The organism is Siminovitchia fortis, from assembly GCF_003605365.2.
Classification (GTDB): domain Bacteria; phylum Bacillota; class Bacilli; order Bacillales; family Bacillaceae_C; genus Siminovitchia; species Siminovitchia fortis.
In genome coordinates this window covers 122,290-146,282 of record NZ_QYTU02000001.1, presented here as the reverse complement: position 1 = coordinate 146,282, position 23,993 = coordinate 122,290, and the positions used below count along the sequence as shown (strand labels likewise).

Below are 23,993 nucleotides of genomic sequence, written 5' to 3'. Positions count from 1 at the left end.
TTTTATTTTTTAGCAGGAAAATGACTGACTGTGTCGAATACATCATAATAAGAACTTAAAAGGTGGTGTTACATGATACATGACAATTGAAAGAACAGCCGATTTGCTGATTTCAGAGGCAGTACGGCTAAACGCTTCCGATATCCACATCATTCCGCGCCGTCAGGATTACCTCGTTAAGCTCCGTGTCCACGGGCAGCTGGGCCACTATGGAACCCTTCCGCCAATCGCAGGAGAAAGACTTATATCACATTTGAAATTCATGGCCTCGATGGATATTGGAGAAAGAAGAAAGCCTCAGAGCGGGTCCTGGCAAACACATACCCGCAATACTTTCGTGGCGCTTCGAATCTCCACACTGCCATCCACACTCTCCAAAGAAAGCCTGGTTATTAGAATCTTCCCGCAAAATCACTCTTTTTTCCTTGAAAAAATGTCCCTATTTCCCAAAAGCATGCTGCGGCTTATTTCAATGATGTCCCATTCACACGGGATGCTCATTTTCACAGGCCCGACAGGATCCGGAAAAACCTCGACCATCTATTCACTCGCGGAGTATTGTGCATCCGAGTTGAACCGCAATATTATTACATTGGAGGATCCGGTAGAAAGGCAGAGCGACCAGTTTTTGCAGATGCAGGTCAATGAAAAAGCCGGCATCACGTATCAAGCAGGATTAAAGGCAGTACTGCGCCATGATCCTGACATGATTTTTGTTGGAGAGATAAGGGATGCCGAAACGGCTGAGATCGCTGTGCGGGCAGCGATGACCGGACACCTCGTCCTGACAAGCATGCATACACGAAACGCTGAGGGCGCCGTGTACCGGCTTCTGGAATTCGGAATAAAGCCATTGGAAATTGAACAAACCTTGATAGGGGTCACAGCCCAGCGGCTCGTCTCTTTGCTATGCCCTTTTTGCGGAGACAAATGTTCGAAATATTGTGCCGGGGCCCATAAGATTAAACGGGCAGCTGTTTTTGAGATATTGGAAGGGGAGCGGCTGGAAAGGATTATTCGAATGACTTGGGGATCCACAGGCCCAAAAGACGCCGACTATGTCTACTCATTAAAAAGATTAATCAGAAAGGGGATTGCGCTTGGATATATCTCTCATGAAGAATATCGCCGGTGGATTTTTCAGGAAAGAGAAGAAGCTGAACCTGAAAGATCAAGGTTTTTTTCTGACGAAAATCAGTGAAATGCTTGGTAAGGGTTTCACATTGGGAGAATCTCTTGATTTCCTGGGGCGCACGAATGAAGGGCGTATGGTGATGTTTCAGTCCATGACATACGCCTTACAGTCGGGCCAGCCGATTTACGAAGTATTTTATAAGGAAGGTTTTGACCATCAGACATGCACACAGCTTTATTTCGCCGAAAGGCACGGTTTTCTGGTCACTGCATTGAAAGAATCAGGAGAGTATCTCCTGCGCAAAGATGAGCAGCGCAGAAAACTGATCCGTCTATTGCAATATCCCATCATACTCGCAGCCGTTTTAATCATCGTTAGTATTCTTCTGCAAACTCTTCTTTTACCGCGATTTCAAATGTTCTATGACTCCGTGGGATACAAGCCGAACATCATCCTTCAATTATTTCTTCATATGATGCAGACTCTGCCTCTTTATGCCTTGTCCGTGATTTGTGCAGCCCTTCTCGGGAGCGCTCTTTTTTTCAGGTTGCTGTATAAAAGATCCGCTTTGGAAAGAGCCGTGTTCTTTTCCGGACTTCCGGGCGTCCGAACCTACTACAGGCTTTATCAAACAACCTTTCTGGCAAGGGAATGGAGCTTCTTATTAAAAAGCGGGTTTTCCATCAACGAGATTATCCAAATCATGCTAAAGCAGGATTTCCATCCGTTATTAAAAGAGTCCGCAGTTGAAATAAGAGAGATGCTTACTTTCGGATATTCATTCTCGGAGGCTGTTTCACACCTCGGATTTGTGGAAGAGGAGCTGATGGTCATTGTTGCCCATGGAGAGAAAAATGGGAAGCTTGATGCTGAACTGATGTTTTACAGCCAATTTTGTCTGCAAAGGCTTGAAGAAAAAATCATGAAAGCGTTTTTGGTCATCCAGCCTATTGTTTTCGCTTTGATCGGCTTGGTTGTCATTGCCATTTACCTTTCGATTTTTCTTCCGATGTTTGAAGTCATTGATTCTATATGAAAAAGGAGAGTGTTTTTTGGATGAAAAATTTAATATGGAAAAACGAAAAAGGTTTTACTCTTATAGAAATGATGGTCGTCCTCCTTGTCATTACGGTATTGCTTCTGATCGCCCTGCCGAACATTACGAAACATAGCTCCAATATCAATAAAAAAGGCTGCGACGGACTTAAACAGATGGTGCAGGGACAGGTGGAGGCTTATCGGATGGACAACAAAGAAATTCCCACTGTGCAGCAATTAAAAACAGAGGGATATTTAAAAAATGAAGATTTGAAATGCCCGAACGGCAAATCCCTTTCAATTGATACCACTACCGGAGAGGTAAAAGAGGTGTCGAATTAGAATGGCACTGGGCATCCTGCGTTCAAACAGGGGTTTCACATTATTGGAATCTTTAATTGTCCTGACTGTTGTCTCAGCCGTCCTTCTCTTCGGGATCATCACTGTGAATCCTGCAATGGAATGGATGCAAAAAAGGATGTTCGTTTCCCAGCTGAAGGCAGATCTCTACCATGCCCATTCCCATGCTATCAATAGGAAGGAAAGGGTATCCGTCAGTTTTTCAAAGGGGGACAACCGATATTCTGCCACAGGTGAGTCCAGCGGGGTACTTTTCATAAGGGACGTTCCGCACCCTGTCAAAATTACAGGGGGCTCGTTGAGCCAGCTTCGGTTTCACATCACCCCTGACGGAACGATCAATCATTTCGGCGTCGTGAACTTCGTTCTGGACGATCATCCGATTGATCTCACTTTTCATATCGGAAGGGGGAGGTTTGTTGTTAAGGAATGAGGATGGCTTCACCTTTTTGGAGGGTATTGTTGCGCTTGGCCTTCTATTGCTTGTCATTTCCTCCTTTTTTCCGCTCATGTCGAACATGCTCGGCCATTTAAAGGAGGGGAAAAAAGAGATGACGGCCTACAGACTGATGTACGAACATGCCGAAAGGCACGCGGCCGGCGGTACAATGGGGAGTGCCCGTATTATTTTGCATGATACCGTATTCGACCTAAACATAGAAGAGAACGAAAAAGGAGATTGGAAAGTGTGTGTCGGCTATGAGGAAAAAACTCACTGTGTTGACTGAGCAATCGGGATTTACTCTTTTGGAAGCCATTTTTTCGATATTCATCATCACTGTGATTATGTCACTTTTACCACTCATGTACCATTGGTTTTCGGCAATTGACCGTTCGTTGTCCCCGGAGGAAGATTTTGAATGGAATATCTTCCTCATTCAGCTAAGGGATGAGCTTCGCACAGCCGACAGCTTTAGAAGTGGTTCAAAAGAAAGAATCTACCTTTTGAAGAACAGGATTTCTATAAAATATGAGCGGCACAGCTGGAATATTAGGAGACAGGTGGAGGATAAGGGGCATGAGGTTGTTTTGCAAAATGTGAGAAAGTTCGAAGTGAAGGAAGAAGCACCCATGCTTGCCATCCATGTTGAATTTTTAAACGGAACAAAAGAAGAAGCAAGATTTCTGATGCCGCCAAGAGAGGAGGGGTCAACATTTTCAGTGAACGCGGTTCCGTACTACCCATCACATTGATCATCATTCTGGTGGCGGTATTCGCTGTCGGCCGTGCAGCAGAGTCCTACGTATCGCAATATAGTTACGTAAATGAGATACGGGAGTTTTATAAAAAGGAGATCCGGCGGCAGCTCGTCACGGGAAAACAGGCAGCAATCGAAAATCGCATGCTTAAGGAGAATTCGGAGCCCGCGGCGGAGGAAGGGATGAAAGATCAGGCAGACCGGCAGGATGGGGAGAACACGCTTTTCGGGAAGGAAGAAACAGGGAGTGATCTGGCAGAGGAAGGGCTTGTGCCCGGATCTCAAATAGAGCCGTAAGGGTTCAATTTAATCTGTTTTGGACATACTTCACTTAATGAAGGGATGTGTGAAGATGTCAACGGATGATTATGTGAAATATATGGCCAAGACACTGATCCAGCGTTTGGAAACACCGAAATCCGAAAGAAGGAAGCAGAGGTATGAACGCAAACAGATGAAAGCACCATTCCTGTTTAATTGGTTTGGAATGGTGCCCTTTTCACTGTTGATATCGTTTAAAAAAAGCAGACGGATGATTCGGGGAAAATTAAGCCGGCAATGAATTTAAGTAGAAGATCCCTCCGTTTAATATATCCACATGAACGGAAGGGCTATACTGTTCTTTCAATGCTTTTTTCTCTATAAAATAAGTTTCCGGCTTTTCTTCCACGCCTTCATAGAAATGATCCAACAGCCGTGAATCTTCCTCCCATCTTTTCATGGCGGCATCTGCCCAAGGGTGATCCTTGCTTTGCACTTCGCTTGTCAAATACGACTCAATTCTTTTCAGGCCGCTGACAGGCATGATGATCGGGGAAATAGTAAAACAATAGTCCGGTATTTTGGGCGAAAGTACAATACTGTTCATTTTTTCGTCAAACGATTCAATCAGATTTCCATTGATTAAATTGAGGCCGAAAGATCTGAAAACATCTTTCTTTCTGTCGGAGCAGTATGATATTTTCATATTTACATTAAGCCATGGATGGAGCGCAACGTTTTGTCCTGTCTGCATCACGGGCCTTTCGTAAAGGCGGATATACGCCGCCAATTTTCTTGCGGTTTCAAAGAGCTGATGAAGCCGCGGCGCGCCGAAATGGACGAATTCCCCTTTCACATCCGGCGGTGCTTTTTCCTGGTCCGTAATGAAAGTGACCTTCATCGGGTTCGGAATACCGCCTGTTTTTTCGAGATATGTCCAATAAAAGGGGCGGTTCATCAGTTCTTTATCCATTTCAACCGTCAGCTGTACAGTCAGAAATCCTTGGCCGTTTTCCTCGATTGTACAGCCGGTTGCCATAAAAAACTGTTCAAGATATTGATGTATTTCCCGTTGAAGCATCTGCTGCATCTTCCTTTCTTATCGTATCGGCAAATTCAATCATTGCTGCGAGATTGGCCATTTTCACTTTCATTTCTCCCTCTGACCTCGAAGTTTTGAAAATATCCATCATATGCTCCTCAATGCTTCCGCCGTCCAACTTGGCCAAAATGTCATCAAGCTCTCCCACAACCCGTTCAAACAGCTTTATTTTGTTCGTAAGTAAGTTTACAATATGCTCTTCAATTGTGTTTTTTACAGCGAAATTATAAATATGGACATCGTCTTTCTGCCCAAGGCGATGAACGCGACCGATCCGCTGTTCCAGCCTCATGGGATTCCAGGGCAAGTCGTAGTTGATGACATGGCTGCAAAACTGGAGGTTGATTCCCTCGCCGCCTGCCTCTGTTGCTATAAGCACTTGCACTTGGTTCTTGAATAAATCCCTCATCCAGTCTTTTTTGCTTCGTTTAAAACCGCCGCGAAAGGGGACGGACTTTATCCCGTGCTGCTGAAGGAACCACTGCAGATATAATTGTGTTGCTCTATATTCGGTAAAAATGATCACTTTATCATCAATTTTTTTGATCAATTCCAAGGCTTTTTCCGCTTTGGAATTTCGAGTGACCGCATCGATCTTTTGCTGAATCAATTGTATGCATTTCATGTATTGGGCTGACGGATTTTCTTTTTGCAGCATGTTTTTTAAAGTGAAAAAAACGGCTTCCCTGCTGCTGCATGCTTCCCGCTGGAGCGTCATGATCGAAAATGCAGGCATGGGGATATCAGTTTGGCGCAGAAGGCCGATGGATTCATACAGATCCTTTTCCTCATTGTTGAAATGAATCGGAATCGTCTCGACATGGCGCTTGGTCCATTCAATGCCGGTATCAACCCTCCTGTTCCGGATCATCACTTTATTTACCAGGCTCTTTAAATGTTCATTTTCTTTGGCTGACAGCCTTTTATTTTTATACTTCTCCAAAAAGCTTGATTGGCTTCCAAGATGGCCCGGCTTTAACAAAGAGACAAGGTAAAAGATTTCTTCGATTTTATTCTGGATGGGCGTTGCCGTCAGCAAAAGGCAAAATTTCTTTTTAAGAGACTGCACAAACTCATAATTTTTTGTTCTATGGTTCTTCAGTTTATGCGCTTCGTCAATAATGATCAGGTCAAAGGCCTGCTCGGCGATGATTTCCTTATGGGGGCTCCTTTTCGCTGTGTCAATGGATGACACTACACAGTCATATCGTTCCCAGACATAACTTTTTGTGGCTGCAACGGCATGTATGTGAAATTTTGAATTCAATTCAAAGGTCCATTGGGAAACGAGGGATGCGGGCACCAGAATCAGGGCTCTTTTTACCAATCCCCTGATCATGTATTCTTTTAATACCAGTCCGGCTTCGATGGTTTTGCCGAGCCCCACTTCATCTGCCAATATGGCTTTTCCATTCATGTCCTCTATCACTCTTGCAGCAGTTTCTTTCTGATGAGGCAGAAGGGTTAATTCCGGCAGGTGCTTTGGTGCCACGAGCCCTTCGAAATCGGGAACAAGAAGATGCTTTTCTGCTGTCAAAGACAGATTAAACAGCTTTTGGTCCGCCCATGGCCCGTCCTTTTCAAACCGGTCCAAAAAACCGGGCATCCAATTCCGGTTGAAGTTGACTGTAACAGACATGATAGAACCTCCCGAAGATTTATCAGAAAAAATTTGAAAAGTATGGCAAAGAATGATACGATACAAGTGACAGAAAGCCATGAAAGCCATATACATATTTTTTAGTATAACCATTCTTGAAAAGAATATAGGCGAATGAAGGCAAGAGGAGAGACTGTGACATAAAACAGCGCCGAAGGAGCAAGCAAATCCCGCGAATCTCTCAGGCAAAAAGACTCTTGTCCGACGCAGCTCTGGAGAGTGTTCCACGCAGTGGAGCCACCAAAGGGGAAAGCCGGAACGCACCCGGTCAAACTTTCAGGTGCCAAGACAGAGAAACCTTTTACGGGGCTTTTCTGTCTTTTTTTATGCCCTTATACTGCACAGCAGCAAACTAAAATCCAAGGAGGAATGTAAAAACAATGTCCGAATTAAAGAAGACCCCATTATATCCTTTGTATAAAGAATATGGGGCCAAGACAATCGATTTTGGCGGTTGGGACATGCCGGTCCAATTTTCCGGCATTAAAGAAGAGCATGAGGCAGTAAGAAAGAATGCCGGTATTTTCGATGTATCCCATATGGGTGAAATCATTGTCAAGGGGAAAAACAGTCTCGACTTTCTGCAAAAAATGATGACGAACGATTTTTCCAGGCTTAAAGACGGAGGCGCCCTCTATACGGCGATGTGTTATGAAAATGGCGGTGTGGTTGATGATCTGCTTGTATACAAGCTGAGTGAAGAAGAATATTTCCTCGTCGTCAACGCTGCAAATACCGAAAAAGACTATGAATGGTTAAAGCAACATGCACCTGAAGGCGTCAGCGTTGAAAATGTTTCGGACCAATATGCATTGATCGCCATCCAGGGTCCGAAAGCCCAGTCAATCCTGCAGAAGCTTTCGAAAAATACAAATTTGGATGACATCGGTTTTTTCAAATTCAGGCATGATGTGGAACTGGACGGTGCCCATGCATTGGTTTCCCGTACGGGATATACAGGCGAGGATGGATTCGAGATCTATTGCCAAGCGGATGATGCGGAGAAATTGTGGAGAACCCTTTTAGAAATAGGCAAGGATGAAGGGCTTGTACCGTGCGGTTTGGGAGCCAGGGATACACTGCGGTTTGAAGCGGCGCTTCCATTGTACGGACAGGAACTTTCACCTGAAATCACACCATTGGAAGCGGGAATTGGTTTTGCCGTCAAGTTGAATAAAGAGGCCGATTTTATCGGCAAAGAGGCTTTGAAAAGGCAAAAGGAACAAGGTGTGGAAAGAAGGATTGCAGGAGTTGAAATGATCGACCGGGGGATCCCGAGAAACGGCTACAGGGTTTTTTCGGGCGATAAGGAAATTGGCTATGTCACCTCCGGAACACAATCTCCCACATTGAAGAAAAATATCGGCCTTGTTTTAATCGGCGCTGACTATAATGAAGAGGGAAATGAAGTGGAAATAGAAGTTCGTAAAAAACGCCTGAAAGCAAAAATCATTCAGACACCGTTTTATAAGCGCCCAAAAAAGTAGGATGGAGGAGAATGGAACATGATCAAACATCGTTATCTGCCCATGACAGAGCAGGATAAAAAAGAGATGCTGGAGGCGATCGGAGCGGATTCAATTGATGAGCTGTTTTCCGATATTCCGGAAAAGGTCCGGTTCAAAGGCGAATACAATATAAAACAAGCAAAATCAGAAACGGCATTAATGAAAGAGCTTGCAGGACTTGCAGCCCAAAATGCCGATTTGATAAACAATACAAGCTTCCTTGGGGCAGGGGTATACGATCACTATATCCCGGTAATTGTAGACCATGTAATATCCCGGTCGGAATTTTATACAGCCTATACTCCGTACCAGCCGGAAATTTCTCAGGGTGAACTGCAGGCTATCTTTGAATTCCAGACAATGATTTGTGAACTTACCGGAATGGACGTGGCCAATTCTTCGATGTACGACGGCGGCACTGCTCTTGCCGAAGCGGCGATGCTGAGCGCCGGGCATACAAGACGCAAAAAAGTGCTTGTATCGCAAACCGTGCATCCCGAATCCCGGGAAGTATTGAAAACTTATGCTAAGGGTCAGCATATCGACGTGGTTGAAATCCCGTACAAGGATGGCTTGACAGACATGGAAGCCTTGAAGTCCGAACTCGACAAAGACGTTGCTGCTGTCGTTGTCCAATATCCGAATTTTTTTGGTCTCATTGAGCCATTGAAGGACATTGAACCGCTTGTACATGATGTAAAAGCGCAATTCGTCGTATCCAGCAATCCTCTGGCGCTCGGCATTCTTGCCTCTCCGGGAAGCCTTGGCGCAGATATTGTCATAGGTGATGCCCAGCCATTTGGGATACCGGCAGCATTTGGCGGACCGCATTGCGGATATTTTGCCGTATCGAAAAAATTGATGAGAAAAGTACCGGGAAGACTGGTGGGCCAAACAGTGGACGAGGAAGGAAAAAGAGGTTTTGTTTTGACGCTGCAGGCACGGGAGCAGCACATCCGCAGAGACAAGGCCACTTCCAATATTTGCTCGAACCAGGCGCTGAACGCGTTGGCCGCATCTGTGGCGATGACCGCATTAGGAAAAAAAGGCGTCAAAGAGATGTCCGCCCAAAATATTCAGAAAACGCATTATGCGAAAGAAGCTTTCAGGAAAAAAGGATTTGACCTTCCTCTGGATGGGTATCACTTCAACGAATTCGTTGTGAAGCTTAACAAACCGGTTCATGAGGTGAATGAAAGCCTTCTTGAAAAAGGCATCATCGGCGGTTATGATCTGGGGCGCGATTATCCGGAGCTTGAAAACCATATGCTTATTGCAGTAACAGAGCTGCGGACAAAAGAAGAGATCGATCAATTTATTACAGAATTGGGGGATCATCAATGAGTGAAGTGGTTATGCCGTTAATATTTGAAAAATCCACACCCGGGCGTATAGGGTACAGTCTGCCCGGCCTCGACGTTCCTGAAGCCGATATTGAGCAATGCATTCCATCAGGATATTTGAGGGAAGAGGAACCTGATTTGCCCGAGGTTTCCGAATTGGATATCATGAGGCATTATACCGAGCTGTCGACCCATAATCATGGAATTGACTCAGGATTTTATCCGCTCGGTTCATGTACGATGAAATACAATCCAAAGATCAATGAAGCTGTCGCCCGCTTTCCGGGCTTTGCCCACATACACCCGCTTCAGCCTGAGTCATCTGTACAGGGTGCTTTGGAACTGATGTATGATTTGCAGGAACATTTGAAAGAAATTACGGGTATGGACGAAGTCACTCTGCAAACCGCTGCAGGAGCCCATGGTGAGTGGACCGGCCTCATGATGATCAGGGCTTTCCATGAAGCGAACGGTGATACGGACAGGACAAAGGTCATCGTACCGGATTCCGCTCACGGAACCAATCCGGCATCAGCCACTGTCGCAGGGCTTGAAACCATAACGGTCCGCTCCGGAGAAGACGGACTCGTCGACTTGGAGCATCTTAAGTCGCTTGTCGGGCCGGATACGGCAGCATTGATGCTGACGAATCCAAATACCCTCGGCTTGTTTGAGGAACAAATTCTCGAAATGGCAGAAATCGTTCATGGAGCCGGGGGCAAGCTTTATTATGACGGTGCCAATCTGAATGCGGTCATGTCAAAAGCCCGTCCCGGCGACATGGGCTTTGATGTTGTCCATTTGAACCTTCATAAAACTTTCACCGGTCCGCATGGGGGCGGCGGGCCCGGATCAGGCCCGGTCGGCGTGAAAAAAGATTTGATTCCATTTCTTCCAAAGCCGGTCATCACCAAAAAAGATGATCAGTTTATCATCGACTATGACAGGCCGAACGCCATCGGAAGGGTAAAGCCGTTTTACGGAAACTTCGGCATTAATGTGAGGGCTTATACCTACATTCGTTCAATGGGTCCCGACGGGCTTAAAGCCGTAACGGAATATGCCGTTTTGAATGCGAACTATATGATGAGAAAACTTGCTCCATATTACGATTTGCCGTATGACACGCACTGTAAGCATGAATTTGTGCTAAGCGGATCCCGCCAGAAAAAACTTGGGGTCAGAACATTGGACATCGCCAAGCGCCTGCTTGATTTCGGCTACCATCCGCCAACCATTTATTTCCCGCTCAATGTGGAAGAGTGCATGATGTTCGAGCCGACCGAGACAGAATCGAAAGAAACGCTGGACGGATTTATCGATGCGATGATCCAAATTGCCAAGGAAGCCGAAGAAAATCCTGAAATTGTCCAGGAAGCACCCCACAGTACAATCGTTAAAAGAATGGATGAAACACAGGCGGCCAGAAAGCCGGTTCTGCGTTATAGTAAAGAATAAAGAGAACAGCCTCTTCATGATCGAAGAGGCTGTTTCCATTTTTCTTTTTATTTGCTTTTTATTTTTCCGGTCCATTGTTTAAATCCGCCCTGCAAATGATAGAGCTGGCGGTAACCTTTCCTGTACAGCTGCTGGGCAGCCCTGCCGCTTCGCAAACCGCTTTGGCAATATAAATAAACAGGTTTATCTTTCCTGATCTCTTTCATTCTCATTTTTAATTGAGACATGGGGATATTGCGCGCGCCAAGTATATGCCCTCCCTCATATTCTTTTTGCTCCCGGACATCAATCAGCTGCGCTTTTCTATATCCGGCTCGGAAGTCATCTTGGTTGAGCGTCTTTAAAATTTTTTTCTGCTGAAAATAATTATACAAGGAAAATACAATAACAGCCCCCAAAATAATAAGCAGTGTATAAAGCAATGACAATGTAAAAGCCCCTTTCTAGTATATACCCTAATTCTATTATATTCGGCACAGTACAATGAATCAAAGGTTTTCTCCGTACTTTCCCCTTGGAAAAATGAAGGCCGGAAGGGTCCATACGGCATGTATAATCCGGTTAATCTGTCAATTAAAGAAAAAGTCTAAAATTGTTGAAAAAAATCGGTTTATGGGAGAATTTCCTGCGATCGCTTTGTTTTGCTTTCAAATCCTCGCATTTGGAGATTTGACAAATCGTTATCAATTATTTCTGAAAACACAACATATAGTATAGTTATTTTAAATAAAAATCAATATATTGTGTTTAAGGATTGATTTTCGGGATATAAATATGGTAACTTATCAATGACAGATACATACAAACAGTAAACATTCTTCAAATCGTTTTTATAAAGGAGTTGGCAAAATGTCTGTTGCATTTACAAAAAAACCGAGCTTAAACATAGAGAGGCTCAATGAAGACATCCAATTATTCAAACATGTACATCCGATTACACCCGACATGAAACTCACCCAAAAAGGCGTTTCACGGCTTGTCATGATTGACCGATATGCATATAAGGATACGGAAAAAATCACTCTGTCTGTCGGTGACTTCGTCGTTTTGACCATAAAAGAAGATCCTAAATTTCCGGCAAGAGGGCTCGGATTCATCAAATCAATCGACTGGGAAGAAAAAAATGCTGAAGTTATCGTCGAGGAAGAATTCCTTACTGCGCTGGAAGACGAGAAAGAGAGGGAAACAGGAGTCATTGTCCGCCCGCTCGACATCATTGAGAAGCCGCTAGAAGTCTTTTATGAGCAGATTGCCAAAAGAAATGCAACAGGCCTTGCTTCAGTTGAAAAAACGGAAGAGAAGAGACAGGAATGGTTTCAGAAATTCTATGAAGAGCTTGTCAATTTGAATTTTGTTCCGGCCGGCAGGGTGCTCTATGGAGCCGGTGCAGGAACCGACGTTACTTATTTTAACTGCTATGTTATGCCTTTTGTGGCGGATTCACGCGAAGGCATCTCTGAGCACAGAAAACAAGTGATGGAAATTATGAGCCGCGGCGGGGGCGTCGGTACGAACGGTTCCACTTTACGTCCGCGCAATACACTTGCACGGGGCGTCAATGGTAAGTCATCAGGCTCCGTATCCTGGCTCGACGATATTGCAAAGCTTACGCATCTGGTCGAACAGGGCGGATCCCGCCGCGGAGCCCAAATGATCATGCTCGCGTCCTGGCATCCGGATATCGTGGAATTCATCATTTCCAAAATGCAGAATCCAAGAATTTTGCGCTTTTTAATCGAGAATACAAACGATCCAATCATCAAAAAGCATGCAAAGGATAAACTGAAATTTACTCCGTTGACGCAGGCGGAAGAAGCGATGTACCAGGGAGTGCTTAATTACCGGACAATGCCGGGATATGGCGGATTCAGCGAAGAAATATTCCGCAACGCAGAAGAGAAGCTGAAGGAAGGCGGCACATACTCCGTCCATAATCCTGAATTTTTAACTGGAGCCAATATTTCTGTCTGCATTACGAAGGAATTCATGGACGCTGTCGAAAATGACGGTGAGTACGAGCTTTGCTTCCCTGATGTTGAAAATTACAGCGAAGAAGAAATGAAGGCGTATAATGAGAAATGGCATGAAGTCGGCGATGTGCGTGAATGGAAAAAGCTTGGCTACAAAGTCAGGACTTATAGAAAGATCAAAGCGAAAGAGCTTTGGAATCTCATCAATATTTGCGCGACCTATTCTGCTGAGCCCGGAATATTCTTTATTGACAATGCCAATGAAATGACAAATGCGAGAAGCTACGGCCAAAAAGTTGTGGCAACTAACCCATGCGGCGAACAGCCGCTGGCCCCATATTCCGTATGTAATCTTGCAGCCGTCAATTTGGCCCGGATGGCCGACCGTGAAAATAAGACAGTCGACTTTGAACGATTAAAGCAAACGGTCAAGGTAGGCGTCCGGATGCAGGATAATGTCATAGATGCAACGCCGTATTTTCTCGAAGAAAATAAAAAGCAGGCACTTGGAGAGCGCCGTGTCGGCCTTGGTGTCATGGGATTGGCGGATCTGCTTATTTACTGCGAGAAAGAATACGGTTCGCAGGAAGGCAATGAGCTCGTTGACAAAGTGTTTGAAGTGATCGCTACAACTGCCTATCGCGAATCGGTGGAACTCGCAAAAGAAAAGGGAAGTTTCCCGTTTTTAAATGGGAAAAACGAGGATGAGACAGCGAAACTTCGTGAAGCATTCACCCAAACCGGCTACATGAAGGGCATGCCGGAAGATATCCATGAAGCAATCAAGAAACACGGAATCCGGAATTCACATCTGTTGACAGTGGCGCCAACTGGTTCCACAGGAACGATGATCGGGTGTTCAACAGGACTTGAACCATATTTCTCCTTCACTTATTACAGAAGCGGAAGACTCGGAAAATTTATCGAAGTCAAGGCTGATATTGTACAGGATTACCTGAAGGAGCATCCAGAGGCGGAAGAGGACAGCCTGCCGCATTGGTTTGTAACAGCAATGGAACTGTCTCCTGAAGCCCACGCTGATGTACAGTGTGTCATCCAGAGATGGATTGACAGCTCCATCTCAAAAACGGTCAATGCGCCGAAAGGATACTCAGTGGAACAAGTGGAAGCAGTATACGAACGTTTGTACAAAGGCGGGGCAAAAGGCGGTACGGTCTATGTAGACGGAAGCCGGGATTCACAGGTCCTTACATTAAAAGCAGAAGAAAATACTTCAGAAGAAGAAAAAGACGAGAAACAGGCTGACCGTCCTGTCGTCCTGGTCGATACAATCCAGGACCTCAGGTCCACCAGCGTTACAATCGGTTCTGAGCTCGGAAATACATGCCCTGTCTGCCGAAAAGGACAAGTTAAAGAAATCGGCGGATGCAATACATGTGATAATTGCAATGCACAGTTGAAATGCGGGATTTAAACAAAGGCGCAAGCGCCTGTTTATCGACGTACAGACTGAAATGCGGAAGACGGCCGTTTAGGGGCGACAAGCGCTGGAGGGCAAACCTGTGAAGTCGTTCTTTGACTTCATTGGTTTGACCGAAGCGACCTCGAGCCCCTGCCGTCTGAAGCTAGACACTGGAGCGCTTCTGACGAGATAAAGGAAACACGGCGACGAAGGCAGGCTCAAGCAGCGACGTCCTGTCGCTTCGCCTGCACTAGCACACCCTGTGCGTCGGAGCCGATGTTGACTTATCGTAGGAAAGCTACTACTTGAGATGGCCTCGTGTGATGCTTCCTCGAGTTGGCGTCGTGCAGCTTTGCGACGAGGTGAGCCAAACATCCTCGAATAAGCTACGCCGCAGGAGCACATTAAGCGTGAAGTCTGCTAGTCGATAGGCGCTGGAGCCGGACGATGCATTAAGTGACAAATAAGTTACTCACAACCTAACGGAAAAGCTGGCCGATAAACGGCCGGCTTTTTTCTGCTAAAGCGTTCTTAATATATGCCCTTCCTTAATATCAATATAGAGACAACACGAGGAAGGGCGGCACAAAAAATGGAAATTGACGGCGTATTCTCCGGCGGAGGAATCAAAGGGGTCGCTTTGATCGGGGCATATGAAGTGTTGGAGGAGAGGGGCTTAACCTTTAAAAGGTTGGCCGGAACGAGTGCAGGGGCCATCATCGCATCTTTGATTGCTGCCGGGTATACCAGCAAAGAGATGGCGGACATGATGAAGGAAATGGAGATGGATGATTTCCTGGACCAGAGGAAAACGTTTTTGCCATTTCATCTGGCAAGATGGCTGTTGCTCTATTTCAGAATGGGGTTGTATCGTGGAGATCTGCTGGAGGAATGGCTCGGCAAGATGTTGGCAAAGAAAGGGATTTATACGTTTAAAGACTTGCCGCCTGAAACACTGAGAGTCATTGCCAGTGATTTGTCAACAGGGAGGATGCTTGTTCTGCCGGATGACCTGGAGCAATACGGCATACCGAAGGAAAATTATCCGGTCGCGCGTGCCATTCGGATGAGCTGCAGCATCCCGTATTTTTTTGAACCGGTCAAACTGCGCTCACTCAGCGGTACCAATATCATCGTGGATGGGGGTATATTGAGCAATTTTCCAATCTGGCTTTTTCAAAAGGAAAATCAGAAGCAATTGAGGCCTGTTATTGGCATTAAATTGAGCCACCGTATGGAACAGCAGCCAAAACGAACGATTAATAATGGCCTGCAGCTATTTGAAGCATTGTTTCATACGATGAAAGATGCTCATGACGCAAAATATATTTCGAGAAAACATGAACAAAATATTATTTTTATTCCAACAGAAGAAACATTTGCTGCGGAATTTACTATAAACGAGGAAAAAAAAGAAGCCCTTTTGAGAAAAGGGCGGGCAAGGGCTGAGCAGTTCTTAAAATCATGGACATATTAGTATCCCACTTGGCAGACAGATTAAAATATGGCTCTGTCTTTTTTCTTGCTTTTCTTTCCCTCTATTACAGTCAAGTGGGCAGTCGACCGTCTGCGAAGCGGTCGATTTCGAAAATGGTTGCTTGTTTGCGATGCGGACTTTCGTTTTTTCGCCCGCATTTTGGATTGTTTCGCTGCTCTCGCAAACGCATTTTTCTCTCTGCCGCCTTGGGATCTATTTGTCCAAATCCGGTAGATGATAAATACGAAAGCAACAGCCGCTCCCATAAATAAGATCTGTTTAAATAAACCAACAGGGTTATTTATTAAGTAGGAGCCGAGTCCAATTGCAGCAAAAATGAAAATTCCGCTTATGATCCAATTCCGTGCTTTCAAGAGCGCCACCTCCTCGGGAATAGTGGATATCTTTCCCAAAAAGAACATCCTTTATACATAATCAGTTTTGAGATTTAAGTGAAATGGTCCTCACTTTCCTTTTCCACCAGAAACTATGTTTTAAACGGGGGAAGAGCGTCTTTGCTCGCCTGAGCGGCTGTTTGCCGCTTTTGTTTGATAATTGTACCCTGGACGTTAATCACCCAGGGTTAAATGAACGTATTTATAATATGTCTTTCATTGAAAATTCGAATCTCCGTAAAGCTTCTGAGTAAGTATCTAACTATATTTTACTAAATAAATGTAAATATCACCAGACAAAAAAGCTTTATGAAACAAATTAGACATAAAGGACATGCTATGGATGAGGTGGTTATCATGGAAGAAAAAAATTATTATGCGGTTCCGCTTATCACAATGGCAGTGGTCACAGGGTTTATTGCAGGGGTTTTTGGAAGTCTGTTAGGCTACACAGTATATTACTTGAATTTTACTGAGATTACTCCTGGAGTCATTCTTGCTCCCTGGAACGGCGGTTGGAAGGACGGCTGGGCAGGAATACTGCTGGCCGCTTTATTATATGGACTTGTTTCCATCTTGGCAGCGCTTCTTTATTATGGGACGTTAAGAAAAAGAAAATCATTTTGGTGGGGTGCTGCTTACGGGGTTATATTGTTTCTGTTTGTTTTTTTTGTCCTGTATCCGTTGTTTCCCGGAACGAAGTCATTATTAAAATATGATATCAATTCAATATTGACTGGACTATGCGCTTATATATTGTATGGGGTTTTTATCGGATATTCAATATCCTACGAATACGAGGAATTTATTTATTTAAAGCAGCTGAAGCTGAAACAATGACGAGGTTTATTCATGTTTTTTCCATTCTTTTATGTTAAACTGTTTATGCCAGAATAATCCTATTTTTTCTAGCCTTCAGAAGCCCTGTTTCAAAGGGAAAGAGCTTATATTCAGGGAGAGAATAATAATGAATAAAATTGAAAAAATACGGCGGTATTTCACTGAACTCGACATTGACGGACTTTTAATCTCAAGCCCGTATAATCGCAGGTACGCAACAAATTTTACGGGCACGGCGGGAGCTGCCCTGATTACAAGTGATGCCGCGTATTTCATTACCGATTTCAGGTATACCAGACAGGCGGAAACCCAGGCCAAAGGATATGAGGTGATCCGGCATAGCGGTTCAATCATTGAGGAAATAGCTGAAAAAGCGGAAAAGCACGGAATTGAAAAGCTTGGTTTTGAACAGGATTATGTGACTTATTCTGAATGGATGAAGTTTCAGGAAGGCCTGCAGGCCGAATTGGTGCCGGTGTCTGACCTGATCGAAGAACTGCGCATGATAAAGACGGAAAGCGAAATTGCTGTTATCAAAGAAGCGGCGGATATTGCGGATGCGGCTTTTAAGCATATTCTTGACTATATCAAGCCGGGAACCCGTGAAATTGAAATCGCCAACGAACTTGAATTTTTCATGAGGAAATGCGGGGCAACCTCTTCTTCTTTTGATATCATTGTCGCTTCCGGTTCAAGATCCGCGCTGCCCCATGGTGTGGCAAGTGAAAAGGTGATCGAATCGGGTGATTTTGTCACTTTGGATTACGGCGCGCTGCATAAAGGGTATGTATCAGATATTACCCGGACAGTGGCTGTTGGAGAGCCTTCCGAACGGCTCAAAGAGATTTATCAAATCGTTCTTGAGGCACAAATGGAAGCAGTGGAGAAAATAAAACCGGGCATGACGGGAATTGAAGCGGATGCGATTGCAAGGGACCTGATTTCCGAACATGGCTATGGTGAATACTTTGGCCACTCTTTGGGCCATGGAATCGGCCTTGAGGTTCATGAAGGGCCGGGACTGTCCCCCCGGTCGGAGACGAAGCTGGTGCCGGGCATGACGGTAACTGTCGAGCCGGGTATCTATCTGCCCGATTTGGGCGGGGTCCGGATTGAGGATGACATTTTGATCACCGATTCCGGCAGCGAGAGGCTGACGCACTCAACAAAAGAATTGCTTATTTTATAATTTGCATTGGGAGGCAGTAAGATGATTTCGGTAAATGATTTTAAAACAGGATTGACAATTGAGGTTGACGGCGGGATATGGAGGGTTCTTGAGTTCCAGCATGTCAAGCCGGGAAAAGGAGCTGCATTTGTCCGCTCCAAGCTGCGGAATCTCCGTACAGGGGCCATCGCTGAAAAGACATTCCGTGCGGGAGAGAAAGTGAATAAAGCGCAAATTGACAATAAAAAGATGCAATATTTATATTCAAGCGGAGACCAGTATGTCTTTATGGATCAGCAGACATATGAACAAATCGAGCTTCCTGCCTCGCAGATTGAACATGAATTGAACTTTTTGCTGGAAAACATGGAAGTCCATATCATCATGTTCAACGGTGAAACACTTGGGATCGAATTGCCAAATACGGTAAACCTTAAGGTAACCGCAACGGAACCGGGAATCAAAGGGGATACCGCTTCCGGAGGCTCCAAGCCGGCTACGATGGAAACCGGGCTTGTTGTCCAGGTGCCATTCTTTGTAAACGAAGGGGATACATTGGTCATCAATACTTCCGATGGTTCCTATGTTTCAAGGGCATAATCGCATTAGCTCCAGCCGCGGGTCATCCCGCGGTTTTTGATGGTTTTAAAAAGGTGGGAATAAGCTTGGACGGAATTTTAAAAAAACAGAGGATGCCTTATATCTGTACGCCCTTAACCGGGAAGAACAAAGAGGAAATCATGGATGAGATTGATCTGGTTTTGCCTGAAAAACCGGATATGCTCGAATGGAGAGCGGATTTTTTACATAAATTGGATGACCTTCCGTACGTCTTCTCCGTTCTCGAAGGAATCGCCGAAAAAAGCGATTTGCCGCTTCTTTTTACCATCCGTTCGATTCATGAGGGCGGCCAGCAGATTTCTTTGTCGGAAGAGCAGAAAGTGAAGCTGATTAGTGAAGTTTGCAAAAATGATGCCATCAGCTTGGTTGATTACGAAGTTTCCAGTGATTCTGCCAACATAAAGGAATTGAGACGGGTTTCACAAAAACATGGTAAACAATTGATTCTATCTTATCATAATTTCAATTGTACACCTTCTGAAGAAGAAATAATGAAAAAACTGTTCCTTGCCGAATTTTATGGTGCGGATATTGCCAAGGCGGCCGTCATGCCCGAAACGAAAGATGATGTTTTGAGGCTGCTTCAGCTTACGAACAATGCCGGCAAGGCATTAGATATACCCCTGATTATGATGTCTATGGGGAGCCTTGGCGCTATCAGCAGGATCATTGGCTGGTCGTATGGCTCCATTCTTACATTCGGCTCGGGAGTGAAGGAATCGGCTCCCGGCCAAATTCCGGTCAGGAGGCTTAGACAATTGATTGCCATGTTGAAGGAAGATATGGCTGCAGAATAGGGCGTGTCTAAAACATCAGGCGAAAGAAAGTGCTTTTGTTTTCTTTCGCCTGATGTTGTTTTTTAATCTTGTAAAATTAGGGCTCGTTTTAGTCGGAGGTTGAATTTGAATATATGTCAACTATTTTCTCCGCAACTTCTTCCGGTGATAGATTGTCTGTCAATATGTGGAAATGATGATTATTGTACAAAAGCTTTCGCTCCGAATATAATTCCTTTATCTCGTTTAAATCGCGCCCCTGCAAAACCGGACGGGTTTCAACAAGCTGTTCAAAGCGGTTTTTCCAGGCTTCCCAGGATATATCCAAAAAGATGACAACAGTATTTGCCAGGCATGTTTTCCTTGTCTCTTCGTTTATAAATGCCCCCCCTCCGAGAGAGATCACTTGCCCCTTCCCGCTTGTTTTTAATTCAATGATATTTTTTTCATATGTACGAAAGGCTTTTTCACCATGCTTCTTAAAAATCTCTGTCGCTGTCATTCCAAATTTTTTTTCGATCTCCTGGTCGATATCTATAAAACTCCGGTTCAATTTTTTTGCGGCAAGTTCACCCGCCGTCGTTTTTCCTGCCCCCATAAATCCGATCAGAACAACACTTTTTTTATCAGAATCTTTTCCCATGAAAATGTGCACCTGCTTTTCATTAAACTTAATACTACTATATCACGTTAAGTGAGAGATACGCTTGATCAATTTTTATAAGAGGATGTTCAAAAGTCACCAAATGATAAGCTGCGAATCTCTTCGTTGGCTTGTTTCTCCGCTACTCATGTATTTAAAAGCATACATTCCGCTGCTCGAAACTGCGCCGCCTCGACCTTCTTGCTTCTAATTTGGCAACTTTTGAACACGCACTATAAAGGGTTCCCCCGGCGTTTCTTTGCCATCCGTAAAAGCGGCTGGTCATAATTGAAGCCTGGCCGAATACATATTAGGTAGAAAAGAAGTGTGGGAGAGGGTCGCATTGGAAAATATCATTCGCATCCTGCCAACTGAGATCTCCAAACTAATCAATGTCCTGCCCGATGAAACGAAAGATGGGATAGAAGAGATCCGTCTCCGGGTCAACCGGCAGGTGGAAGTGACTGCAAGGGAAGTGACAAGCTGCCTGCCTTATCTGTTTACACAAAGCGATGCGGAGCAGCTGATCAGCAATTTGGCCGGCCACTCTTTTTATACGTTGGATGAAGAATTGAGAAGAGGCTATATCACGATTGAAGGCGGACACCGGATCGGGCTTGCCGGAAAAGCCATATTGGAAGAAGGCAGGGTAAAGGCCCTGAGGCATTTGGCTTCTTTTAATATAAGGGTCGCCAGGGAAAAAATCGGGGCGGCTGAGCGTTTCATCCCTTTTATATATAACGGGGGATGGAAGCATACAATGATCATCGGACCTCCCCAGACAGGGAAAACAACATTGCTGCGGGACCTTGCGAGAATCGTATCCACCGGCTGCCCAAAAAACCGGATTCCTGCCATGAAAGCGGGAATTGTCGATGAAAGGTCCGAAATAGCCGGTTGTATGCACGGAATACCTCAATTGCAGTTTGGAACACGGGTTGATGTGCTTGATGCTTGTCCGAAAGCAGAAGGGATGATGATGATGATCAGGGCGCTGAGCCCCGACGTACTTATTGTGGACGAGATTGGCCGCAGGGAAGATAAGGAAGCCATCATGGAAGCAGTCAATGCCGGTATTACCTTAATGATGACAACCCATGGAAATGGCTTGGAAGAAATAATAAAACGGCCATTGCTAAGGGAAATCATTGAGCAGCAGGTCTTTCAGCGCTTTATTGAATTATCGCGGAATGATGGCCCTGGCACCGTCGTTTCCATTAAGGACCAAAACGGACAAGTTGTGAGCGCCCATGTTTAAACTGATCGGAGCCCTGCTCATCATCGGAACGACAACATGGGCCGGATTTGAAGCCTCGAGCCATTTGACCCGCAGGCCGAAACAGCTGCGCATCATTAAAGACTCCTTGCGGGCATTGGATGCAGAAATCATGTACAGCCATACGCCCCTTGGGGAAGCTGCAAAAAAAATATCTTTGCAGATGCCTGAACCGGCTGCACGCTTATATGAAATTTTTTCCGAAAAGCTTTCCAAAACGGATGCAGTAGTCAAGTCTGCATGGAAGGAAAGTCTCGATGAGATATGGCATGACACGGACATGAAAGCTGGAGAATATGAAATCCTGATGCAGTTTGGGGAAAGTCTTGGACGGCATGACCGGTACACCCAGCAAAAACAAATATTGCTTGCTGTCACCCATCTTGACAGGGAAGAGTCTGAAGCAAGGGAGAAGCAGAAGAAATACGAAAAAATCATGAAAAGCCTGGGCGTTTTATCCGGACTGTTGTTTATTATCCTGCTTTTTTAAAGGATGGGAGGTTAGATGATGGGCATTGATGTGGACGTGATTTTCAAAATAGCGGGAGTCGGCATCGTTGTTGCTTTTCTGCATACAATTCTTGACCAGGTCGGGAAAAAGGAATATGCCCAATGGGTCACTTTGTTCGGGTTTATCTATATTTTGTTCATGGTCGTCACAATTGTCGATGGCCTTTTTCAAAAAATAAGATCGGTCTTCTTATTTCAATGACGGGAGGGAGCGGCCATTGCCATACTGCAAATAGCGGGCATCGCCCTCATCGCCACTTTCTTGGCCCTTATCATCAAAGAGCAGAAGCCGACATTCGCTTTTTTGCTGATCCTGTTCACGGGATGCGCCATTTTTTTATTTCTTGTCGACCAGATACATGGAATCATTTCGACCATTGAAATTTTGGCTGCAAATGCAGGCATCAATACGATGTATGTAAAAACAATACTAAAAATAATCGGGATTGCCTATATTGCTGAATTCGCTTCACATATAAGCAAAGATGCCGGAATGGGAGCCATGGCGGCAAAAGTTGAATTGGCAGGGAAAATACTCATCCTGGCTTTGGCTGTCCCCATTTTGACTGTTCTGATTGACACCATCATCAACATGATGCCGGTCAGGTAACAGCGTGATATGCGAAAGGGGAAGAGTATGCGGAAAACAATCCAGCTGTTCTTATTCTGCTTCGTCATTTTCACAGGCGTCTCCGCCCAGGCAGAACAGGAGGAAAAATCATCAAATGATATCATCACAGAAATGGTGGATGAACAGATCGAAACGCTGGGAATTGAGGAACTAAGCGGATTTTGGGAAGGCATCATGGATGAATATGGGGGATATTTGCCTGAAAGCCAGAGGGGGACGCTTCTTGAATTTTTAAAGGGAGAGAAGTCCTTTTCCATAAAGGAGTGGTTTCGGGGCATCGCGGCATTTGCTTTTCAGGAGCTGACAATGAATGGAAAGCTTCTCGGAACACTATTGCTTTTGACAACCTTCAGTGCATTTTTGCAATCGCTGCACACTGCATTTGAGAAAGGTTCCGTATCCAAAGTTGCCTATGCGGTTGTATTTATGGTCCTTATTATCATTGCCCTCAACAGTTTCCGGGTCACGGCAGACTATGCGGTGGCGGCAATTGAATCGATGTCACAGTTCATTTATGCTCTGATTCCGCTCATTCTCGCATTGATCTCCTCCTCGGGCGGCGTTACTTCTGCTGCATTTTTTCACCCTGTGTTGATCTTTTTGATCCAGACGAGCGGTCTCCTCATACAAACCGTTGTATTGCCTCTTTTGTTTATGGCTTTGCTTTTGGGGATTGTCAGCGCGTTAAATGAAAATTATAAGGTGACGAAGCTGTCCAACTTGTTAAAAAAAGCGGGCATAGGCATTCTTGGCGCATTCATGGCCGTGCTTCTGGGCGTTATTTCCATTCAGGGGACGGCAACGGCAGTTACAGACGGTGTCGCGATCAGAACTGCAAAATATGTTACCGGCAATTTTGTGCCGGTCGTGGGAAGAATGTTTACGGATGCAGCAGATACTGTATTGACTGCTTCCGTACTGATAAAAAATACAGTCGGTTTGGCCGGGGTCGCCATCATCCTGATGATTGCCGCTTTTCCTTCGGTGAAAATACTGATCATTGTTTTTGTCTATAAGCTTGCAGGTGCATTGCTTCAGCCTGTCGGCGACGGTCCCATTATTAATTGTCTTGATGCGATCAGCAAATGCATGATGTATGTTTTTGCGTCATTGGCAATTGTTTCTTTTATGTTTTTCCTGTGCATAACCATTGTCATTACATCAGGGAACGTTACTATGATGATTCGCTGATAGGGGGG

27 protein-coding genes and 1 riboswitch are annotated in these 23,993 nt (G+C 45.0%); of the genes, 22 read left to right on the top strand and 5 right to left on the bottom strand.

The genetic code is table 11. The features are described from left to right. Positions 1 to 79: 79 nt before the first annotated feature. Genes comGA through D4N35_RS00770 form a run of 8 tightly spaced genes read left to right on the top strand, consistent with a single transcriptional unit; the run spans position 80 to position 4,294 of the window. Positions 80 to 1,201 carry a competence type IV pilus ATPase ComGA gene (gene comGA, locus D4N35_RS00805; RefSeq protein WP_120068469.1) on the top strand — a complete coding sequence of 374 codons (1,122 nt, stop codon included), beginning with the start codon at positions 80 to 82 and terminating at the stop codon, positions 1,199 to 1,201. Continuing rightward, positions 1,116 to 2,171, top strand: a complete 1,056-nt coding sequence (gene comGB / locus D4N35_RS00800) for a competence type IV pilus assembly protein ComGB (protein ID WP_120068466.1) — start codon at positions 1,116 to 1,118, stop codon at positions 2,169 to 2,171. Before comGA ends, comGB begins: the two co-directional genes overlap by 86 nt. 20 nt (positions 2,172 to 2,191) lie before the next feature. Continuing rightward, positions 2,192 to 2,515, top strand: coding sequence for a competence type IV pilus major pilin ComGC (gene comGC, locus D4N35_RS00795; protein ID WP_120068464.1), 324 nt, complete (start codon positions 2,192 to 2,194; stop codon positions 2,513 to 2,515). Between the two features lies 1 nt (position 2,516). Then, positions 2,517 to 2,966, top strand: a complete 450-nt coding sequence (comGD, locus tag D4N35_RS00790) for a competence type IV pilus minor pilin ComGD (RefSeq protein WP_120068461.1) — start codon at positions 2,517 to 2,519, stop codon at positions 2,964 to 2,966. Continuing rightward, entirely contained in the window at positions 2,953 to 3,261 is a 309-nt protein-coding gene (locus D4N35_RS00785) for a hypothetical protein (RefSeq protein WP_120068458.1), read from the top strand. Before comGD ends, D4N35_RS00785 begins: the two co-directional genes overlap by 14 nt. Beyond that, entirely contained in the window at positions 3,233 to 3,727 is a 495-nt protein-coding gene (gene comGF, locus D4N35_RS00780) for a competence type IV pilus minor pilin ComGF (protein WP_120068454.1), read from the top strand. Before D4N35_RS00785 ends, comGF begins: the two co-directional genes overlap by 29 nt. An 11-nt stretch (positions 3,728 to 3,738) precedes the next feature. After that, complete coding sequence (locus D4N35_RS00775; protein WP_128205388.1) at positions 3,739 to 4,029, top strand: hypothetical protein; 291 nt, start codon at positions 3,739 to 3,741, stop codon at positions 4,027 to 4,029. A gap of 55 nt (positions 4,030 to 4,084) precedes the next feature. Beyond that, positions 4,085 to 4,294: a YqzE family protein gene (locus D4N35_RS00770; RefSeq protein WP_120068449.1), complete on the top strand. Its 210-nt coding sequence runs from the start codon at positions 4,085 to 4,087 to the stop codon at positions 4,292 to 4,294. On the opposite strand, the gene D4N35_RS00765 is transcribed toward D4N35_RS00770, so the two are convergent. Both D4N35_RS00765 and D4N35_RS00760 read right to left on the bottom strand, forming a co-directional pair. Continuing rightward, on the bottom strand, positions 4,280 to 5,074 hold the full coding sequence (locus tag D4N35_RS00765) for a YqhG family protein (protein WP_120068446.1): 795 nt from the start codon (positions 5,072 to 5,074) through the stop codon (positions 4,280 to 4,282). The genes D4N35_RS00770 and D4N35_RS00765 overlap by 15 nt on opposite strands. Next, a complete protein-coding gene (locus D4N35_RS00760) occupies positions 5,043 to 6,734 on the bottom strand; it encodes a DEAD/DEAH box helicase (RefSeq protein WP_120068443.1) in 1,692 nt (563 codons plus the stop codon). Before D4N35_RS00760 ends, D4N35_RS00765 begins: the two co-directional genes overlap by 32 nt. Before the next feature lie 135 nt (positions 6,735 to 6,869). Further along, positions 6,870 to 6,962: riboswitch (glycine riboswitch) on the top strand. A 173-nt stretch (positions 6,963 to 7,135) separates the two neighbouring features. Between D4N35_RS00760 and gcvT the strand changes: the two genes are divergently transcribed. The 3 genes from gcvT to gcvPB are packed head-to-tail and all read left to right on the top strand — an operon-like array spanning position 7,136 to position 11,064. Beyond that, entirely contained in the window at positions 7,136 to 8,242 is a 1,107-nt protein-coding gene (gene gcvT, locus D4N35_RS00755) for a glycine cleavage system aminomethyltransferase GcvT (protein ID WP_120068440.1), read from the top strand. 21 nt (positions 8,243 to 8,263) lie between these two features. After that, complete coding sequence (gcvPA, locus tag D4N35_RS00750) at positions 8,264 to 9,607, top strand: aminomethyl-transferring glycine dehydrogenase subunit GcvPA (protein WP_120068965.1); 1,344 nt, start codon at positions 8,264 to 8,266, stop codon at positions 9,605 to 9,607. Continuing rightward, a complete protein-coding gene (gcvPB, locus tag D4N35_RS00745; RefSeq protein ID WP_120068438.1) occupies positions 9,604 to 11,064 on the top strand; it encodes an aminomethyl-transferring glycine dehydrogenase subunit GcvPB in 1,461 nt (486 codons plus the stop codon). The genes gcvPA and gcvPB overlap by 4 nt, the downstream gene beginning before the upstream one ends. Before the next feature lie 47 nt (positions 11,065 to 11,111). On the opposite strand, the gene D4N35_RS00740 is transcribed toward gcvPB, so the two are convergent. Then, positions 11,112 to 11,492, bottom strand: coding sequence for a rhodanese-like domain-containing protein (locus D4N35_RS00740; protein ID WP_120068435.1), 381 nt, complete (start codon positions 11,490 to 11,492; stop codon positions 11,112 to 11,114). 421 nt (positions 11,493 to 11,913) lie between these two features. Between D4N35_RS00740 and D4N35_RS00735 the strand changes: the two genes are divergently transcribed. Next, positions 11,914 to 14,469, top strand: coding sequence for a vitamin B12-dependent ribonucleotide reductase (locus D4N35_RS00735; protein ID WP_120068432.1), 2,556 nt, complete (start codon positions 11,914 to 11,916; stop codon positions 14,467 to 14,469). 580 nt (positions 14,470 to 15,049) lie between these two features. Continuing rightward, positions 15,050 to 15,934 carry a patatin-like phospholipase family protein gene (locus tag D4N35_RS00730; protein WP_120068428.1) on the top strand — a complete coding sequence of 295 codons (885 nt, stop codon included), beginning with the start codon at positions 15,050 to 15,052 and terminating at the stop codon, positions 15,932 to 15,934. A gap of 20 nt (positions 15,935 to 15,954) precedes the next feature. On the opposite strand, the gene D4N35_RS00725 is transcribed toward D4N35_RS00730, so the two are convergent. After that, a complete protein-coding gene (locus D4N35_RS00725) occupies positions 15,955 to 16,308 on the bottom strand; it encodes an SA1362 family protein (RefSeq protein ID WP_120068425.1) in 354 nt (117 codons plus the stop codon). A gap of 378 nt (positions 16,309 to 16,686) precedes the next feature. Here D4N35_RS00725 and D4N35_RS00720 point away from each other — a divergent pair, with 378 nt between their 5' ends. The 4 genes from D4N35_RS00720 (at position 16,687) to aroD (ending at position 19,755) form a co-directional block, all read left to right on the top strand. Next, positions 16,687 to 17,169 (top strand): YqhR family membrane protein, encoded by a 483-nt coding sequence (locus tag D4N35_RS00720; RefSeq protein ID WP_120068422.1) that lies wholly within the window; start codon positions 16,687 to 16,689, stop codon positions 17,167 to 17,169. A 127-nt stretch (positions 17,170 to 17,296) separates the two neighbouring features. Further along, positions 17,297 to 18,358, top strand: coding sequence for a M24 family metallopeptidase (locus D4N35_RS00715; RefSeq protein ID WP_120068420.1), 1,062 nt, complete (start codon positions 17,297 to 17,299; stop codon positions 18,356 to 18,358). A 21-nt stretch (positions 18,359 to 18,379) separates the two neighbouring features. Then, the gene (efp, locus tag D4N35_RS00710; RefSeq protein ID WP_120068417.1) at positions 18,380 to 18,937 is read left to right on the top strand and encodes an elongation factor P; all 558 of its coding nucleotides are present in this window, start codon (positions 18,380 to 18,382) and stop codon (positions 18,935 to 18,937) included. A gap of 65 nt (positions 18,938 to 19,002) precedes the next feature. Then, complete coding sequence (aroD, locus tag D4N35_RS00705; RefSeq protein ID WP_120068414.1) at positions 19,003 to 19,755, top strand: type I 3-dehydroquinate dehydratase; 753 nt, start codon at positions 19,003 to 19,005, stop codon at positions 19,753 to 19,755. An 88-nt stretch (positions 19,756 to 19,843) separates the two neighbouring features. On the opposite strand, the gene D4N35_RS00700 is transcribed toward aroD, so the two are convergent. Beyond that, on the bottom strand, positions 19,844 to 20,377 hold the full coding sequence (locus D4N35_RS00700) for a shikimate kinase (protein WP_120068412.1): 534 nt from the start codon (positions 20,375 to 20,377) through the stop codon (positions 19,844 to 19,846). A 343-nt stretch (positions 20,378 to 20,720) separates the two neighbouring features. On the opposite strand from D4N35_RS00700, the gene spoIIIAA reads away from it, so the two are divergent. Genes spoIIIAA through spoIIIAE form a run of 5 tightly spaced genes read left to right on the top strand, consistent with a single transcriptional unit; the run spans position 20,721 to position 23,985 of the window. Beyond that, positions 20,721 to 21,635: a stage III sporulation protein AA gene (gene spoIIIAA, locus D4N35_RS00695; RefSeq protein ID WP_120068409.1), complete on the top strand. Its 915-nt coding sequence runs from the start codon at positions 20,721 to 20,723 to the stop codon at positions 21,633 to 21,635. After that, a complete protein-coding gene (spoIIIAB, locus tag D4N35_RS00690) occupies positions 21,628 to 22,143 on the top strand; it encodes a stage III sporulation protein SpoIIIAB (RefSeq protein WP_120068406.1) in 516 nt (171 codons plus the stop codon). The genes spoIIIAA and spoIIIAB overlap by 8 nt, the downstream gene beginning before the upstream one ends. A gap of 18 nt (positions 22,144 to 22,161) precedes the next feature. Beyond that, positions 22,162 to 22,365, top strand: coding sequence for a stage III sporulation protein AC (gene spoIIIAC / locus D4N35_RS00685; RefSeq protein ID WP_018705962.1), 204 nt, complete (start codon positions 22,162 to 22,164; stop codon positions 22,363 to 22,365). Positions 22,366 to 22,389: 24 nt separating this feature from the next. After that, positions 22,390 to 22,773, top strand: coding sequence for a stage III sporulation protein AD (gene spoIIIAD, locus D4N35_RS00680; protein WP_120068402.1), 384 nt, complete (start codon positions 22,390 to 22,392; stop codon positions 22,771 to 22,773). A gap of 27 nt (positions 22,774 to 22,800) precedes the next feature. Then, complete coding sequence (gene spoIIIAE, locus D4N35_RS00675) at positions 22,801 to 23,985, top strand: stage III sporulation protein AE (protein WP_120068400.1); 1,185 nt, start codon at positions 22,801 to 22,803, stop codon at positions 23,983 to 23,985. Positions 23,986 to 23,993 lie beyond the last annotated feature (8 nt).